The organism is Scytonema sp. UIC 10036 (genome assembly GCF_009725235.1).
This window is the reverse complement of the sequence record NZ_WJFC01000048.1, coordinates 1-16,279: the sequence shown is the minus strand read 5'-3', so window position 1 is coordinate 16,279 and position 16,279 is coordinate 1. Positions and strand designations below refer to the sequence as shown.

Annotated in this window: 13 protein-coding genes and 1 pseudogene; 7 read left to right on the top strand and 7 right to left on the bottom strand. The window is 42.2% G+C overall.

What is annotated here, in order from left to right; translation table 11 throughout:
* Positions 1-49: 49 nt before the first annotated feature.
* On the top strand, positions 50-247 hold the full coding sequence (locus F7734_RS22560; protein WP_155746755.1) for an NblA/ycf18 family protein: 198 nt from the start codon (positions 50-52) through the stop codon (positions 245-247).
* Positions 248-301: 54 nt separating this feature from the next.
* Complete coding sequence (locus tag F7734_RS22555; RefSeq protein ID WP_155746754.1) at positions 302-550, top strand: hypothetical protein; 249 nt, start codon at positions 302-304, stop codon at positions 548-550.
* A 73-nt stretch (positions 551-623) separates the two neighbouring features.
* Here F7734_RS22555 and F7734_RS22550 read toward each other — a convergent pair whose 3' ends face one another.
* Positions 624-1,667 (bottom strand): LD-carboxypeptidase, encoded by a 1,044-nt coding sequence (locus F7734_RS22550; protein ID WP_155746753.1) that lies wholly within the window; start codon positions 1,665-1,667, stop codon positions 624-626.
* Complete coding sequence (locus F7734_RS22545; protein WP_155746752.1) at positions 1,651-3,660, bottom strand: response regulator; 2,010 nt, start codon at positions 3,658-3,660, stop codon at positions 1,651-1,653. Before F7734_RS22545 ends, F7734_RS22550 begins: the two co-directional genes overlap by 17 nt.
* 709 nt (positions 3,661-4,369) lie before the next feature.
* Here F7734_RS22545 and F7734_RS22540 point away from each other — a divergent pair.
* Positions 4,370-5,308: a ParA family protein gene (locus tag F7734_RS22540; RefSeq protein ID WP_155746751.1), complete on the top strand. Its 939-nt coding sequence runs from the start codon at positions 4,370-4,372 to the stop codon at positions 5,306-5,308.
* Positions 5,309-5,405: 97 nt separating this feature from the next.
* Positions 5,406-5,528: pseudogene (locus F7734_RS22535) on the top strand (type II toxin-antitoxin system RelE/ParE family toxin); the annotation flags it as partial.
* A 61-nt stretch (positions 5,529-5,589) separates the two neighbouring features.
* Here F7734_RS22535 and ileS read toward each other — a convergent pair.
* Both ileS and F7734_RS60825 read right to left on the bottom strand, forming a co-directional pair.
* Positions 5,590-8,502 carry an isoleucine--tRNA ligase gene (ileS, locus tag F7734_RS22530; RefSeq protein ID WP_166482074.1) on the bottom strand — a complete coding sequence of 971 codons (2,913 nt, stop codon included), beginning with the start codon at positions 8,500-8,502 and terminating at the stop codon, positions 5,590-5,592.
* A 261-nt stretch (positions 8,503-8,763) separates the two neighbouring features.
* Positions 8,764-8,931: a hypothetical protein gene (locus F7734_RS60825; RefSeq protein WP_207714176.1), complete on the bottom strand. Its 168-nt coding sequence runs from the start codon at positions 8,929-8,931 to the stop codon at positions 8,764-8,766.
* Positions 8,932-9,547: 616 nt separating this feature from the next.
* Between F7734_RS60825 and F7734_RS22525 the strand changes: the two genes are divergently transcribed.
* Positions 9,548-10,420: a hypothetical protein gene (locus F7734_RS22525; protein WP_166482073.1), complete on the top strand. Its 873-nt coding sequence runs from the start codon at positions 9,548-9,550 to the stop codon at positions 10,418-10,420.
* A 321-nt stretch (positions 10,421-10,741) separates the two neighbouring features.
* Here F7734_RS22525 and F7734_RS22520 read toward each other — a convergent pair whose 3' ends face one another.
* On the bottom strand, positions 10,742-11,497 hold the full coding sequence (locus tag F7734_RS22520) for a Ycf66 family protein (RefSeq protein WP_243147025.1): 756 nt from the start codon (positions 11,495-11,497) through the stop codon (positions 10,742-10,744).
* A 332-nt stretch (positions 11,498-11,829) separates the two neighbouring features.
* Between F7734_RS22520 and gndA the strand changes: the two genes are divergently transcribed.
* The gene (gene gndA, locus F7734_RS22515) at positions 11,830-13,260 is read left to right on the top strand and encodes an NADP-dependent phosphogluconate dehydrogenase (protein WP_155746749.1); all 1,431 of its coding nucleotides are present in this window, start codon (positions 11,830-11,832) and stop codon (positions 13,258-13,260) included.
* A gap of 64 nt (positions 13,261-13,324) precedes the next feature.
* Here gndA and F7734_RS22510 read toward each other — a convergent pair whose 3' ends face one another.
* Positions 13,325-14,521, bottom strand: coding sequence for a protein kinase (locus tag F7734_RS22510; protein ID WP_155746748.1), 1,197 nt, complete (start codon positions 14,519-14,521; stop codon positions 13,325-13,327).
* Between the two features lie 165 nt (positions 14,522-14,686).
* The gene (locus F7734_RS22505) at positions 14,687-15,115 is read right to left on the bottom strand and encodes a type II toxin-antitoxin system VapC family toxin (RefSeq protein ID WP_243147024.1); all 429 of its coding nucleotides are present in this window, start codon (positions 15,113-15,115) and stop codon (positions 14,687-14,689) included.
* A 510-nt stretch (positions 15,116-15,625) separates the two neighbouring features.
* Between F7734_RS22505 and F7734_RS22500 the strand changes: the two genes are divergently transcribed.
* A complete protein-coding gene (locus F7734_RS22500) occupies positions 15,626-16,126 on the top strand; it encodes a YbjN domain-containing protein (protein WP_155746797.1) in 501 nt (166 codons plus the stop codon).
* The last annotated feature ends 153 nt before the right edge of the window (positions 16,127-16,279 follow it).

Here is a 16,279-nt window from a genome sequence, read left to right as displayed (position 1 = left end):
ATATAAATATTGAGATTTGTAAAAAAATCATTGACAAGGTAGGTTCAAGATGAATCAGTCCATGGAATTATCTCTGGAGCAACAATTTAACCTGAGAATCTTTGAAGACTCTGTACGGCAGATGTCTCGCGAACAAGCACAGGACTTTCTGATCGAGCTGCACGAGCACATGATGCTCAAGGAAAATATGTACAAAACTTTGCTAAAGCAAGACTGGGGATTTGATGCAGACCAAATGTCTGTGTAACGCAACTGCACTCTGTGTTTAAGAAGTAAATATTCATAAATAATGTCAACAGCTATGAAAACTCAACAGAACCTTGAGGACTTAACACTATACTTGACACAAACTTTAAGTGGATATGAAGTGATTCCAGCTAACTGGGGATGGCATATTCACAAAAGAGATATGTATTGTGGATACCTAGAATATCAAGATACAGCAGGGTGGCGGGGTAGTGCTTTTAATTCCTTCCCAACAAGAATAAAGGACCAACTTAAACAGTTTGCACTTTCAAATTCTGCTCTCACATATCAAGTGATGGTTTAGAACTAATGTAGGTAGGGAAGACAGCTTACCATTCCATCCTGGTGGGCTGTCTTCCCTACCTACTGGTCACTGGTCACTGAACAGCAGCTTCTAACATCCGAATTGTCCCAGTATCAGCATCTATTTCTACGTCTAAACCAAGAGGTAATGTCAGCACATTTTCAATATGTCCGATCGCAGCACCAGACCATGCAGGAATGCCCAGAGGTTTGATATGATCCCATAAAACCTCTTCAAAGGTTAAAGAGCCATAGTCGGCATCAGGCAAACAATCGGAACATTGCCCAAAAACGAAACCAGAGAGTTTATCCAATAAACCTGCTATTTTTAACTGAGTCATCATCCGATCTATACGGTATACATTCTCGTTCAAATCCTCTAAAAATAAAATAGCACCATTAAAATTTGGTAAATAAGGTGAGCCGACAATTGCTGATAGAACAGAAAGATTGCCTCCAATAAGTTTGCCTTTTGCTTTACCGGAAGAAATAGTTTGAACTCGGTATTTAACCTGCATCAAACGGTCAGAATCACCGCCATCTTTTTCATTTTTAAAAGTGACCGTTTCACCATTAAATAAAACACGACGAAAACATTCGGTTTGAGTTGTTCTCCAAGAACTTAGCCCGTTGGGACCGTGAAATGTTACAAGATTAGTTTTCGCATTCAAGCCTAGAATTAATGATGTGATATCGCTGAAACCAACGACAATTTTGGGATTTTTGCGAATGCGATCGTAATCTAGATAAGGCAACATTCGGCTGCATCCCCACCCACCGCGAATTGGTAAAATAGCGGCTACAGAAGGATCGTTAAAAAATTGATTGATATCAGCAGCACGATCTTTGTCTTTACCTGCTAAATAACCATATCTTTCTAAAACATGAGGTGCGAGTTTGGGAACTAATCCTAAAGCTTTAACGGCATCTATAACAATATTAAGTTGTTCTCGAACAAATGTAGCACCGGCAGGGCTAACTATTCCTACAATAGATCCGGGTTGCAAGCGTTTGGGTTTTAACAGTGGTTGACTAGCTGCTCTCCCCAACTTTAACGGAGAAGCTAATACGGAAGAACTTGCAGCTAGTCCAATAAGAAAGTTACGGCGATCTATCATAAGAGTTTTGGGATGAAATCGAGTGTCTCGATTTATGGCAAAGAACGTTGTGTAGAGTTTGCAATAATTCTTCAGCCATGTAAGGCTTAGAAATAAATGCTTTCACTCCAGTAATCCCTGCTAATTTATCACCCGATAAACCACTGACTGCAACAATCAAAGCATTTGAATTCAGTTTTTGTATTGCGCGAATAGTGACTGCACCATCCATCAATGGCATCATCATGTCCACTAACACCAAGTTGATTTCATGTTTCTGTTGGGCATAAATTGCGATCGCATCAATTCCATTGCTAGCTGTTAACACTTTGTAATTATAAGTTTCTAGTGAGATTTTGGTGGTCTCTAGAATATTAACTTCGTCATCGACAACAAGAATCAATTCTCCATTTCCTTTCGGTAATTCGACTTCCTCTACAAATGGGGTTGCAGTCACTGCTACTGCAGGCAAGAATATTTTAAAATCAGTTCCTTCTCCGACCTTGCTATCTACAGTGACAAAACCACCATGACTTTTAATGATACCCCTGACTGTTGAAAGACCCAGCCCTGTTCCTTTGCCAAACTCTTTTGTGGTAAAGAAAGGCTCAAATATTCTGTCTGCAATTTCTGATGACATCCCAATTCCTGTATCAGTCACTGCGATCGCAACGTAAGGACCAATACTTGCTTCCAAATTAAAACGAGCGTAATGTTCGTCAATAAATTGATTTTCGGCGTAAAGACTCAGAACACCTCCGTCGGGCATAGCATCACGAGCGTTTACAATTAAGTTCATCAAAACTTGATGCAGGTGTGTAGCATCCCCAAAAACAGCCCAGAGGTCTGGTTTTACAGTTGTAGAAAATTCAATAGATTTGGGAAACGTTTCTCGAACGATCTGCTCGATTTCCACAAACAAAGAGTTAATTTGCACAATTGTACGCTTGCCTTCAACTCCGCGTGCAAATTGCAGCACTTGTTTAACCAAAGCAGCACCTCGTTTGGTGTTATTTTCGATAATTTGTAGAACTTGCAGGTTCCGTTCATCAATATTCGGGAGTTTAATCTGTAGTAGTTGTGCTGAAGCCAAGATGGGAGTAAATATATTATTCAGGTCGTGGGCAATACCACCTGCAAGTGTTCCAATGCTTTCCAGTCTTTGAGCGCGTAACAATTGGCTTTCTAGTTGTTTTTTCTCTGTAATGTCAGTGTTAACTACAAGAATTGACTTGGGTTGCCCATCTTTATGGCGTATCAGCGTCCAACGGCTAGCAACAACAATGCGCTTACCATGTTTATGAACCTGAGTCAATTCACCTTCCCACGTTCCACTTTCAGCTAGCTTTTTTTGAATTGCTTGCACTTGAGATAAACTTTCTACTTGATACAAAAGCTCATTAGCATTTTTACTTATTGCTTCTACTGCTGTCCAGCCATACAACTGTTCTGCACCTTTGTTCCAATAATGAATTTCATTATTTAAACCTCGAACAAGAATTGCGTCTGTGGTAATATCCAATAAAGCCGCTTGTTCGTGAATTTTCTGTTCTGCTTGTTTGCGCTCGGCAATTTCCTCTTCCAAACGCAAATTTTGCTGCTGAAGTGTCTTTGTTAAATTCCGAAGTCTTAAGTGGAGTTCGATCCGGGCTAAAACCTCCTCATGGATGAGAGGTTTAGTGATGTAGTCCACTGCACCAAGCCTCAAACCTTTCACCTTATCTATTGCTTCAGACAGTGCCGTCATAAAAATTATAGGAATATCTTTTGTTAAGGAATTGGCTTTTATACGACGGCAAGTTTCAAAGCCATCCATTCCTGGCATGAGAATGTCTAAGAGAATGAGATCCGGTGGAGCATACTCCGCTCTTTCGATCGCACTCTCGCCATCTTCAGCAATTAAAACCGTAAACCCGGAGTTGGATAGCAAATCAAACAGTATTTCTAAATTAGTGGGTGTGTCATCGACAATTAATATCGCACCCTTATCAGTAGAATCTTTGTCATTTGTCATTTGTCATTTGTCACTTGTCAATAGTTTTTTATTTCCAACGCTCAATATGATTATTCTCTGTGACCTCCACTTTAAAAGTTATACTTTCCATCCTAAATTGTTATTCTTCAATTTTGGGTGTGCGATCGATTTTTTACATTTTCCTTGGATACATAATAAATGTTGTAACTAAAAGTAAAGTTACGAAAAAAAGAGAACGGGGAACTCTTAACGGGGAACAGGGGTTAAAAGTTCTTTGTTCTCCTCTTTAAAAAGTTGGGTATCTGAGCAAACTTACTCATTAAAATTGATGAGACAGAGCGCTAGATAGCTTCCAAATCAAACAATATCCTAAGATTTCTTGTGGTATGCTGCTCGCAGCCCGCCACTTATACAGAACGGGTGAGGACTCACGTCTCATAAGATGGATAAACGGGAATAATAACAGCTAGATTAAGGAATGTAACTGTAGCTGAAATCTCAAGCAATGACAAAGAATCAATGAGGTTTGTTAGGCGATCGCGCAATAACATACCTGAGGCTGCTATAATGCTGACTACTTTATTTGGAAAATGGGTTGTAGAGCCATAGTGAAAAAAATTAAAATTTTGTATTAAAAATGATGAAATGTTGACACTACTGTAAAATCGCAAAGAATGCGCGATTTATAGAAAGGCAAAAGACGACGCGGGTACAAATAGGGCTGATGAGCTATTAGAGGAAAAAACAAATGGGATATGTCATTGCTACTGCAAATATGAAGGGCGGCGTTGGCAAAACCACCCTTACAGTCAATATGGCGACTTGCTTAACCAAACACCATGGTAAGCGAGTGCTTGTTCTGGATTTGGATAGCCAAATCAGCGCTACACTCAGTCTAATGTCGCCTATAGACTTTGCCAAGCTCCGAAAGCAAAAACGAACACTCAGGTATTTGCTTGACCAAATCATCAATCCATCACAAAGAACAAAATTAACAATTCAAGATATTATTCAGCGTCAGGTTTGCAATCTACCAGGATTGGACTTATTGCCAGGAGATATCGATCTGTATGATGAATTTGCTGTCTCGGAAATGTTGCATCAGCAAACAGTTAACTTAGGTGAAAACGACTTTGAAAATATTTGGAATCGTTTTGAAAGAGTCTTATTAGGGAAAGTTTTAGAACCTAGTCTTCAAGAATATGATTTTATTCTCTTAGATTGTGCTCCTGGATATAATCTTTTGACTCGCAGTGCTTTAGCTACCAGTAACTTCTACATACTTCCTGCTAAACCAGAACCCTTATCTGTAGTGGGAATTCAATTGTTAGAACGGCGCATTGCCCAGCTAAAAGAAAGTCACGAACAGGAAGTAAATCTAGGTATACAAATGCTGGGAATTGTCTTTACAATGTCTAACGCTAATTTTCTCAGTGGTAGATACTATAAACAAGTTATACAACGCGTTCATCAAGATTTTGGTGAAGCAAAAGTTTGTCAGACACAAATACCAACTGATGTGAATGTTGCTAAGGCTGTTGATACTTTTATGCCAGCTGTCTTACACACTCCTCAATCATCAGGTTCAAAAGCGTTTATTCAACTCACACAAGAGTTGTTGCAGAAGCTGGAAAAAGCTAAGGTGGAAAACCAGCAACAAGGTAACTTACAATTTGCTACAACTTAAATTTCCTACCCCTGCATTCTCCTAACTCTAGAATGTAGGGGAGTTTTTGCGATGAGCAAACGACGGCTACCGTTTATGCGTTTCTGTTCAGGAGTATCGTATCCGGATTGGTGATTATAGAGTTCGCTATGAAGTTGATGATGAAAATCAAAGAGTACAAATTTTGCAGTGTAAGCATCGGAAAGATGTTTTTTACCCCACCCTAACCCTCCCCTTGTAAAGGGGAGGGAATAAGAAATCTAGTTTCCCCCCTTAACAAGGGGGGATTAAGGGGGGTAAATTTAAAATTCCCCTGCTAAAGCGGAAACACAACGTTCGCAAATGAGAGGATGTTCGGTAAATTCCCCTACACGAGTGGAGTAGTTCCAACATCGATCGCACTTGTGTCCATCTGCATCAGTTACACCTAGAACCCATGTATCTGACTGTAGGTTGTACTTCAAGCTTTGAGCTGTTTCTGGCGAATCGAGTAAATCCACCTGAGAAGTGAGAAACAGGTAACGTAACTCATCTATTCCATTTTGGTGAGCGTTGAGTGCTTTTACAGCAAGTAGCAACTGCTCATCCACTATGTGTAGCAATACCTTGGCTTCTAAGGAAGAACCAATCGTTTTGGCTACCCTAGCTTCTTCCAACACCTTATTAACATCATTGCGGAGTTGTCGCAATTGTTGCCATAATGCTGCTAATTCTGGATTTTTCCATCCTTCCTCTAATTCCACCCAACCAGCTTCAAATACCGATCTGTAAGGTGTTTTATAGGGGAGGTACTGCCAGATATCCTCTGCCATATGACACAGCACGGGGGCGATCGCACGTGCTAAATTTTCCAAAGCAATTCTCAGTACTGTCTGACAGCTGCGGCGGCGGAATGCATTGGGCGCACTGATATACAGCCTGTCTTTTGCGACATCCAAGTAGAAGTTAGACAAATCCACTACGCAAAAATTTTGCACGGTTTGGAAAAAGCGGAAAAACTGGAAACTGTCAAACGCTTCCGTCACTTCCTGAAAAACTTCTGTCATCCGGTGCAGCATATAGCGATCGAGAGAAGGCAATTCTTCCAATGGTACTGCATCTTTTTCTGGGTCAAAATCGTGCAAATTGCCCAGCAAAAACCGTGCTGTATTGCGAATCTTGTTACGAATATCTGCTAGTTGCTTGATAATATTATTACCCAAGCGCACATCGGCAGAGTAATCTACAGAAGAAACCCACAATCGCACAACATCAGCACCATAACCTGGTTCTTTCTTCTGGTCTTTGCCTCCCAAGATAACGGTCGCTGGATCTACTACATTACCAAGAGATTTACTCATTTTACGACCTTGTTCGTCCAAAACAAAACCGTGGGTTAATACAGTTTTATAAGGAGCGCAATTATTAACTGCTACACTTGTGAGCAAACTCGATTGAAACCAACCGCGATGTTGGTCAGAACCTTCGAGGTACATATCAACAGGATAGCTCAGTTGCGATCGCTGTTCCGCCACAGCCGCCCAAGAAGAACCGGAGTCGAACCACACATCCATAGTGTCAGTTCCTTTCCGGTAAGACCGACCGTTGCTGCGATATTGTTCTGGTAACAACTCCTCTACTGGTAGTTCCCACCAAGCATCAGATCCTTTTTCGGCAAAGATTGCTTGGACGTGAGAAATGGTTTCTTCATTGAGCAAAGGTTCTCCCGTTTCTTCATCGTAGAATACGGGGATCGGTACACCCCAACTGCGCTGACGGGAGATACACCAATCAGAACGTTCCGCTACCATGGGGGTGATGCGATTTTCTCCTTGGGCTGGAATCCATTTTACAGAGGCGATCGCTTTTAGCGCTTCATCCCTAAATCCTTCCACCGAAGCAAACCACTGTTCCGTCGCCCGGAAAATAGTAGGTTTCTTTGTTCGCCAATCATAGGGATACTTGTGGACATAAGCTTCTTCTTTCAGTAAGGAACCAGTCGCAGTCAGCGCATCAATAATTGCCTGATTGCCATCACCAAGAACATTTAACCCTGCAAACTCTCCCGCTTCCTTGGTAAAATTACCGTTATCATCTACTGGTGCGAGGATAGGTAAACCATACCGTTGACCTACCATGTAGTCTTCTTGACCGTGACCGGGGGCGGTATGTACCAATCCAGTACCGGAGTCAGTGGTGACATAATCTCCACCGATGACGATTGGACTTTCGCGATCGAAGAGAGGATGACGGTAGGTAGAATGTTCTAAATCTTTTCCTGTAACTGTTGCTTTTACAGTGAGTTGCGCTTCCAGAACTGTAGAGAGACGTTCCACCAAATCTGTTGCAACAATGAGATATTTGAAATTTTCCTCACGCAAAGGCGCTAAGTCGCTAAGCTCACTTTGCGTCTTGGCGTCTTTGCGTGATATTTCCACCACTGCGTAATTGAGTTCTGGATTGAGTGCTACAGCTAAGTTACCTGGAATTGTCCAAGGTGTGGTTGTCCAGATAGCGACAGCCAACTCAGGTAAAAACTCACCTAAAATTGGTTTCACAGCTTCTGACAAACTTGTCATTTTGAAAGCAGCGTAGATACTGCGCGAAGTGTGACCTTCGGGATATTCTAACTCAGCTTCTGCCAAAGCAGTTTTGGAACTAGGACTCCAGTGTACTGGTTTTAATCCCCGATAGATGTAGCCCTTAAGTACCATCTGACCGAAAACACCAACTTGAGCCGCTTCATATTCTGGCTTGAGCGTGAGATAGGGATGTTCCCAATCACCCCAAACACCGTATCGTTTGAAACTGTCCCGTTGTTCATCGACTGTAGACAGGGCAAATTCTTTTGCTTTATGACGCAATTGCAGAGAAGTCAAGTTTTGCCGTTCTGCTTGCTTCATATTCTGCAAGACTTTCAGTTCAATAGGCAAGCCGTGACAGTCCCAACCCGGTACGTAACGAGCTTTACGACCACGCAGCAGTTGGTAGCGATTAATAATGTCTTTAAGAATTTTATTTAAAGCGTGACCGATATGCAGGGAACCGTTAGCATAAGGTGGTCCATCATGGAGTATAAATAAGTCGCCTGGATTTTCTTCAGACAGGCGTTCATAAATCTTATTTTCTTCCCAAAACTTTTGAATTTCAGGTTCACGCTTGATAGCGTTTGCCCGCATATCGAAGTTAGTCTTGGGTAAATTTACAGTGTCTTTGTAGCTTCCAGGTTCTGTCACAGTGCTAAATTGAGTAAATAGAACGTTATTCTCACCATTATCAACGAGATTTTCTCAGGTCATCTACTGAGAGCCGATATTTCTTATCGACCAGGTGAATAGAATTCACGGCTATACAGGCAAAACCCACCTGCGTGAGTTTAAAGCTCTTACTCCCTTTTCGCCATAAGATTACCGAGCTTCTTCTCCTCTTTCCTCTGTGTCCTCTGCGCCTGGTGCGGTTCATTAAATTAGGTATTCTTCTAGCAGGAAAGGAGTAGTCTACTTCAACTTTTCTCGAACAATTCTTCCCACATCTTCCAAAGACAAATTTGCGGGATAGCGAACTGCACCACGATTACGAGTGATTAATTCTCCTAAAGCTTCGCTAAACGCTTCATCGTCATCTCTATGAGCTGAAAGGTATTGTTTTAGCTCAGCAATGCTCATTTCCTTAAAGATAGGTATTATGATGAATTGCTTGTGTTTCTATGGGCAAATTTTCACATCCTTCTACTATGATAAGTATTTCTAATAAAATAAGTATCGCAAATCACTTAATACACGTAGCTTGTTCTTGGCGATCGCCTTTGGGAAAAACTTTTTGGTTTACTGACTTTTTCAACATCGTATAGTTACCAAACGCCACGCTTATCAGTGGTAACTAGCTAAAAAGATAGTCAAAAAAGCTGATGCCATTGCCCTATAGGACTTAAACATCTCCGCCATGATGAAATGTTGTCAGCCTCAGTATGATGAGCAAAAAGAATGTTTTTTTAATTTAACAATAAATGTTTCAAATTATTTATTTTTAACTAAAAATTCATAAACCGACTATATTACTAATATTCAACGATTATTATAAACTATCTATTTTAGGAAAATCAACATGAATAGTCTTATCTAATCATTTTTTGGCTCAATTTTTGAACTTGACTTTTGACTTATAGTTCATCGTCAATTAACTCACCCTGCTTCACAAGGGTAGTTCTCCTTTTTATCCCGAACTTAGGTTAAGGTGTTCACCAGGAATTTGTCAGTCAATCAGAATTTTGGAGTTGTAGATATGCACAAGAGGTTAGCACGTCGGCAGTTCTGTCAGCTAATGGTCGCAGGTACAGCAATAGCTACAGTCGGAAATTTTGCCAGTAAGACTCTTGCCCAAACCGAGGAGGAGGACAGGTACGCCGCCATCTGGGAACAGTCAACTGGTTCAGCATGGCAGGCACGACATGGTTTGACCTCGCAACAATATCAAGCCACCTTCGATCAGCTAGTTGCTCAGGGTTATCGGTTGATTCAAGTCAGTGGCTACAGCGTGGGCGGACAAGATAGGTACGCCGCCATCTGGGAACAGTCAACTGGTTCAGCATGGCAGGCACGACATGGTTTGACCTCGCAACAATATCAAGCCACCTTCGATCAGCTAGTTGCTCAGGGTTATCGGTTGATTCAAGTCAGTGGCTACAGCGTGGGCGGACAAGATAGGTACGCCGCCATCTGGGAACAGTCAACTGGTTCAGCATGGCAGGCACGACATGGTTTGACCTCGCAACAATATCAAGCCACCTTCGATCAGCTAGTTGCTCAGGGTTATCGGTTGATTCAAGTCAGTGGCTACAGCGTGGGCGGACAAGATAGGTACGCCGCCATCTGGGAACAGTCAACTGGTTCAGCATGGCAGGCACGACATGGTTTGACCTCGCAACAATATCAAGCCACCTTCGATCAGCTAGTTGCTCAGGGTTATCGGTTGATTCAAGTCAGTGGCTACAGCGTGGGCGGACAAGATAGGTACGCCGCCATCTGGGAACAGTCAACTGGTTCAGCATGGCAGGCACGACATGGTTTGACCTCGCAACAATATCAAGCCACCTTCAACCAGCTAGTTGCTCAGGGTTATCGGTTGATTCAAGTCAGTGGCTACACCGTAGCGTAAATGTTAGTGTTCTCATAACGGCAGGAGGAAGATGATCCGCCTTCGTCCTGATAAGTCTAGATAAAAAATACTGATATTGACGTTATCTTAGCAGCACATTCAATAGTTTTAAGCTTAGAAACTGGAAAACATACAATAATTGCAACAAGTGAAAGTGACCACAAGAGATATAAAGTGGATGCAGTGAAATGGGAAGATTTAACAGTAGAGTATTGTTTAAATCCAATAGGATCTAAAATTCCATTACGAAAATCTGAACAAAATTAGGGGCGATCGCCATTTTTAGGAATGCGATCGCCTCTAGCTAGCAACATTTGCTACTTAAGAACCTTGAGTTGGAGGATTTGATGGAAGTTGTTCGGGAGGTGCTTCAGCTGGAGGAGCAAGTTCAGCATCGGGAGCGACTTCTACTACAGGAAGAGGCGGTGTTTTATCCTCTGAACTCTCTTGAGCTGCTTCTACCAATTGCCAAGACGGAGGATTTGGTGGAATTGGTTCTGTGGCTAGCTTTGTTTTTGCTTCCGAATCAACAGGTGCGACTGCTTCTGCTGGTTGTCCTGATGTTGGAGTTGCGGTTTCAGTGTCAGTGGTAGGGTGCTCTTGCGTCGCGCTGCGTTGGTCAACAATTTCAACCGTTGGTGCTGCTGTAGGAGATACTGCGGCTTTTGAAGTTTCGGAGGTCTTTGTTACCCCAGTGTGTTGAACCTTATCTTTTGGACGAGAGAAGGTGCGGCTGAACCACTGTTGCAACGGGGCGAGTCGTTCTTGCAGTGACAGCTGAGAAACTGAGCTTTGAAGGTTTGTTTTGACCTCATCAGCACTTGGTATTTGGGTTTGTTGAGCCGTAGGCGTCAGTTGACGGCGCAATGAGAGTGTTTGCCAGCCAAACCACCCCAAAAGAGCGACACTAGCCACATGACCCAGCAAAAGACCTCCAGTAATGCGTGGTGCAAATATCCATAAAACCAAGGCGTAGAACAGCCCTACACCACTCAATATAAAATCATTCTTACGGTGGATTTCTGGGAAGAAGAAAGCTGCTAAGTAAAGCGCTATACTACCCAGACCGACTGTCAACGCTAGGACGTGTGCCAGATCTTGTGGTTATCCTTCTTGTGACTAGGGATTAGGGATAGGGGGGATAGGGTTAGACTGGATTGGATAATGGGCATTGGAGGAAAGATATTATACTTTCTATTCGCTACCCTACCTCCTACCCCTACCCCTACCTCCATCCCCACTTTGCAAAATTTGTCGAATGGTTGAGACGATACAATTAAATTTATTATTTGTATCTTTGTGTATTTTGGCTCTCTTTGTGAAGTCTTAATGTCTTCTTTAGGAGAGAAGCGAAAATCTCGGACTAACCTAAAGATAAAGAGAATCTGCAAGAGTTAGCCAAAAAACTTATGACACAGCAAAGCTTTGGTGTGATTGGTCTAGCCGTCATGGGAGAGAACATCGCTCTAAACGTTGAGCGAAACGGCTTTCCAATCGCAGTTTACAACCGCTCGCGCGACAAGACCGATAGATTCATGGCGGAGCGTGCTAACGGAAGAAACGTCAAAGCCGCGTTTTCTCTGGAAGAGTTCGTAACTGCCTTGGAACGTCCCAGACGAATTTTGATTATGGTTCAAGCTGGTAAGCCTGTAGACGCAGTGATTGGCCAGCTAAGACCTTTGCTAGACGAAGGCGACATCATTATCGACGGTGGCAACTCTTGGTTTGAAGATACAGATCGGCGCACTCAAGAATTGGAACCTGCTGGTTTTCGGTTCATTGGGATGGGCGTTAGTGGTGGTGAAGAAGGCGCACTTAATGGTCCTTCACTCATGCCAGGAGGGACACAAAGCTCTTACCAGTATTTGGAGCCAATTTTTACGAAAATTGCTGCTCAAGTCGATGATGGTGCTTGCGTAACCTACGTAGGTCCCGGTGGTTCCGGTCACTACGTGAAGATGGTGCATAACGGCATTGAGTACGGTGATATGCAGCTGATTGCAGAAGCCTACGATTTGCTGAAAAACGCTGCAGGGCTAGACCACAATCAGCTACATCAAGTTTTTAGTGAGTGGAATACCACCGACGAACTAAATTCTTTCTTGATTGAAATTACTGCTAATATCTTCCCCTATATTGACCCAGACACAAATTTACCATTGGTAGATTTGATTGTTGACTCAGCAGGTCAAAAGGGAACCGGACGTTGGACAGTACAAACTGCTTTGGAATTGGGTGTTGCCATTCCGACCATTACCGCCGCAGTCAATGGTCGAATCATGTCTTCCTACAAGCAAGAACGTATTGCAGCATCTAAGATCCTCACAGGTCCAACAGGTAAATATCAGGGTGATAGCAAAGAGTTTATCAACAAAGTTCGGGATGCTCTCTACTGCTCAAAAATCTGTTCCTACGCTCAAGGAATGGCTTTGCTATCCAAAGCTTCCCAAACATATAATTGGGGTCTAAAACTGGGTGAATTGGCACGGATTTGGAAGGGTGGCTGTATTATTCGCGCTGGATTTTTGAATAAGATTAAGAATGCCTTTGGCGAAAATCCATCTTTACCCAACCTGCTCTTAGCGCCTGAATTTAAACAGACAATTCTTGACAGGCAGAATGCTTGGCGGGATGTTTTGGCAACCGCAGCAAAACTAGGTATCCCAGTCCCAGCGTTCAGCGCTTCCTTGGATTACTTTGATAGCTACCGTCGCGATCGCCTACCGCAAAACCTGACTCAAGCACAACGCGACTACTTCGGAGCACACACCTACGAACGTCTGGACAAACCCGGTACTTTCCACACTGAGTGGGTTCCCATTACCGAAAAGAACAGCTAAATTCCAAACTGTTTTTTAGGAATGAAACACTAACCATGTAGGGGCGCAATGCATTGCGCCCCTACTAACCATTCTCATTTTTATACTTAGCTTTTAATTCCTCCAATTCCTCATCAATGATACTTTTGCCAGATGGCTGAGGTTTTTGTACAGACTGAAATTGAGTATTTTTACTTACATTGTTTGAGTTCCCACCACTGCTACCCCCCAAAAGCTTTGATTTTACTTCTTGTAATTCTTTATCAATAAGGTCATTCCCAGTATTGACAGAATTAGATTTCTGTGTATTGGTCGCTGTACTGACAGGAGTGATTGGTGTTGGTGATGCGATAGGCGAAGCACCTAACGGCTGAAGCCGTATCGCTATTTGCTGTTGGTGATTCAAATCAATGAGAACGGCATTGACTGTTTGATAGCGTTGGGCAACAGTAGGTTCTAACATTTTGTCAAGAATGCGTCTCAACTCATTGCTTACGGGAGTTTTGAGATGTTGTTGCCAAACCCAAGTCGCATTATAAGTATCGTATATGTCAAAGGGAGAACACTGAGTCAAGAGATGAATACAAGTTACACTCAAACTAAATATGTCACTGGCAAAAACAGCTTTTCCTCTCATTTGTTCGGGTGCAACATATTCCGGGCTACCAATACTGGTACCAGTTCTGTTTAAGGCAGTATAAGTTGCTGCTTTTGCAGCACCAAAGTCTACCAGAACAACATTCCCAATGGCTGAGGCTGTCGATCTTCGCCGAATTATATTTTCTGGTTTAATATCTCTGTGAATGACTTGTCTTTCATGACAAAATTGCAATACGGGCAGTAAGTCGTTGAGTAAGTGGCGAATTTCCACTTCATTGAAAGCGCCCCTTTGCGCCAACTCCTCAGCCAAATTTAGCCCATCAATAAATTCTTGTACAAGATACTGGCGATCGTCTTGAGTAAAATAAGCAAGCAGTTCTGGAATTTGTGGATGTTTCCCCAACTCATCAAGGCGCATTGCTTCTTGAGTGAACAACTCAACCGCTTTCTCCACCGTACTCGTACCTTGGGCTTGGGGATAAAATTGCTTAATCACACAACGTGGTTTAGACGGTTTATCCTCATCCACAGCTAAGAAGGTTCTACCAAAACCTCCTTGCCCTATTGGTTTGAGAGCACGGTATCGTTCTTTCAGGAGTAGTTTTGAACCGCAAGTTAAGCAAAACTTGCCATCATTGGTATGCTGGGGGTTCGGACAAACAGGATTTAGGCAATAGCTCATGTTAAGGCGATCTTACAGTGGCGAACTTCTTTAGTTATATCTAGAGTCCGCTCTCAGTTATCTTTATTCTGCCATGCCAAACAAAATGGTGCTTCATACAATACCTTTGCCAAAATGCTGTCACTCTAGAAGAGTGGAGCTTTTCAGAAATTGGCAAAGGCACTGTTATATTCGCCAATTATCCAGCTTTAAGCTGTAACCCAGCCCTTGAATTCGCTGAGAATGGGACAAATTACCACTAATTAAAATTAAATTCTTTTGTACTGCGATCGCAGCAATCATAGCATCAGCGAGTCCTATCGGTTGCCCAGTGCGTTCCAAATCAGCGTAAATGCGTCCTGCTAATTGAGCATCACCTAGTTCAAGTGCTAACACTTCTACGTTAATAATTTCAGAAAATAAATGCTGAATCTTGTCTTCACGTTGAAGCTTATGCCAACCTTTGACAATTTCCAACACAGTGATGGTAGAGATTGTGTAGCAACCAAGTGCAGAATGGTAAGCTGAAGCTCTAGCCGCAACTCTCTGATTAACGCCCTTTAAAAGTTCAGAAAAAATATCCGTGTCAAGTAGTGCTTTTTCCAAAACGTTCATTGAGTGAGTGTGCTGCCCTATCCTTCATAACTTCTGCTAACATCTCATCTACTGACTTAGGATCGTCAGCAAATTTTATGTAGCTGCCCGTGTTACATATTAATCGGGTTTTTATTAGATAAGAATAGTGCGCTTTAGAGTGAATGACGGAAACTGGAGCAATATAGTTCAAATGTTCTTATTTAGGAACGCCAAGTGAGTTAAAGAACGGTTTGTTTAATTATTATATTATACCTATAAACTGAGTATTTACCCCATTGTTAGAAGCTACCAAATACTAGTGAGTGAGATTAAGATTTAGCTGAAGAGCATCTCGAAATCGAGATGCTTGGTAAACAGGGTAGATAAACTCACACCTAAGTAAGGATGAAGTATGAAGTATAAAGGATAAAGCGTGAAGTATAAAGTATGAAGTATAAAGTCAGCAGTTTTTATGCTTTAGCCTTCATCCTTTATCCTTTATAAAGTATGTCTAGATGTAATAATGATGCTGCTGAGGCAAAAATCTGTATGACAAGCTACCAATCACAGCAAGAAAAGTCCGTAACTGAATCCGTGTCAGATGCGGAACTCATCAACGAATTTATCGCTGAGACAACGAGTATCAACTATGTAGAGATCGTTGAAAACGTCATCGATACTTTAGAACAAGATGACAGCGCAATGGTAAGTCATCCTTCAGAAGGAGGTTATCGTTGGAAGTTTAACTATGGTAGTGTAGAAGTCTTTGTCCAGCTGACTGGTACAACAGATGAGGATACCATAACGGTTTGGTCGGCAGTGCTAAAATTGCCTGCTAAGGATGAACCAAAGTTAATGCGACAACTCTTGGAAATGAATGCATCGAGTACCTTTGAATCTCATTTTGCCATCATTGAAAACCAAGTGGTTGTTATGGGAACCCGCACTTTAACAGATTTATCCCCTAGTGAGGTTTCCCGTCTGATTACAGTGGTAGCAACGATCGCTGATAACAACGACGAAGCGTTACAATCTGAGTTTGGTCATTAAAGAGATTTTAGATTTTAGATTTTGGATTTTAGATTGGAAGTTAGCTTAAAATCCCCCAATCTCAAATCCAAAATCCCAATTCCAAAAACCAACGAACAAAATCGCGCAGTCCCAATTCGAAATTCGATAATGGAATAGGCCTAATGCGGAAGG

Coding starts and splice junctions, on each gene's coding strand:
- F7734_RS22555 (WP_155746754.1), top strand. CDS start 302: ATGAAAACTCAACAGAACCTTGAGGACTTAACACTATACTTGACACAA.
- F7734_RS22545 (WP_155746752.1), bottom strand. CDS start 3,660: ATGACAAATGACAAAGATTCTACTGATAAGGGTGCGATATTAATTGTC.
- F7734_RS22505 (WP_243147024.1), bottom strand. CDS start 15,115: ATGAACGTTTTGGAAAAAGCACTACTTGACACGGATATTTTTTCTGAA.
- F7734_RS22500 (WP_155746797.1), top strand. CDS start 15,626: ATGACAAGCTACCAATCACAGCAAGAAAAGTCCGTAACTGAATCCGTG.
- gndA (WP_155746749.1), top strand. CDS start 11,830: ATGACACAGCAAAGCTTTGGTGTGATTGGTCTAGCCGTCATGGGAGAG.
- F7734_RS22550 (WP_155746753.1), bottom strand. CDS start 1,667: ATGATAGATCGCCGTAACTTTCTTATTGGACTAGCTGCAAGTTCTTCC.
- F7734_RS22525 (WP_166482073.1), top strand. CDS start 9,548: ATGCACAAGAGGTTAGCACGTCGGCAGTTCTGTCAGCTAATGGTCGCA.
- F7734_RS60825 (WP_207714176.1), bottom strand. CDS start 8,931: ATGAGCATTGCTGAGCTAAAACAATACCTTTCAGCTCATAGAGATGAC.
- F7734_RS22540 (WP_155746751.1), top strand. CDS start 4,370: ATGGGATATGTCATTGCTACTGCAAATATGAAGGGCGGCGTTGGCAAA.
- F7734_RS22560 (WP_155746755.1), top strand. CDS start 50: ATGAATCAGTCCATGGAATTATCTCTGGAGCAACAATTTAACCTGAGA.
- F7734_RS22510 (WP_155746748.1), bottom strand. CDS start 14,521: ATGAGCTATTGCCTAAATCCTGTTTGTCCGAACCCCCAGCATACCAAT.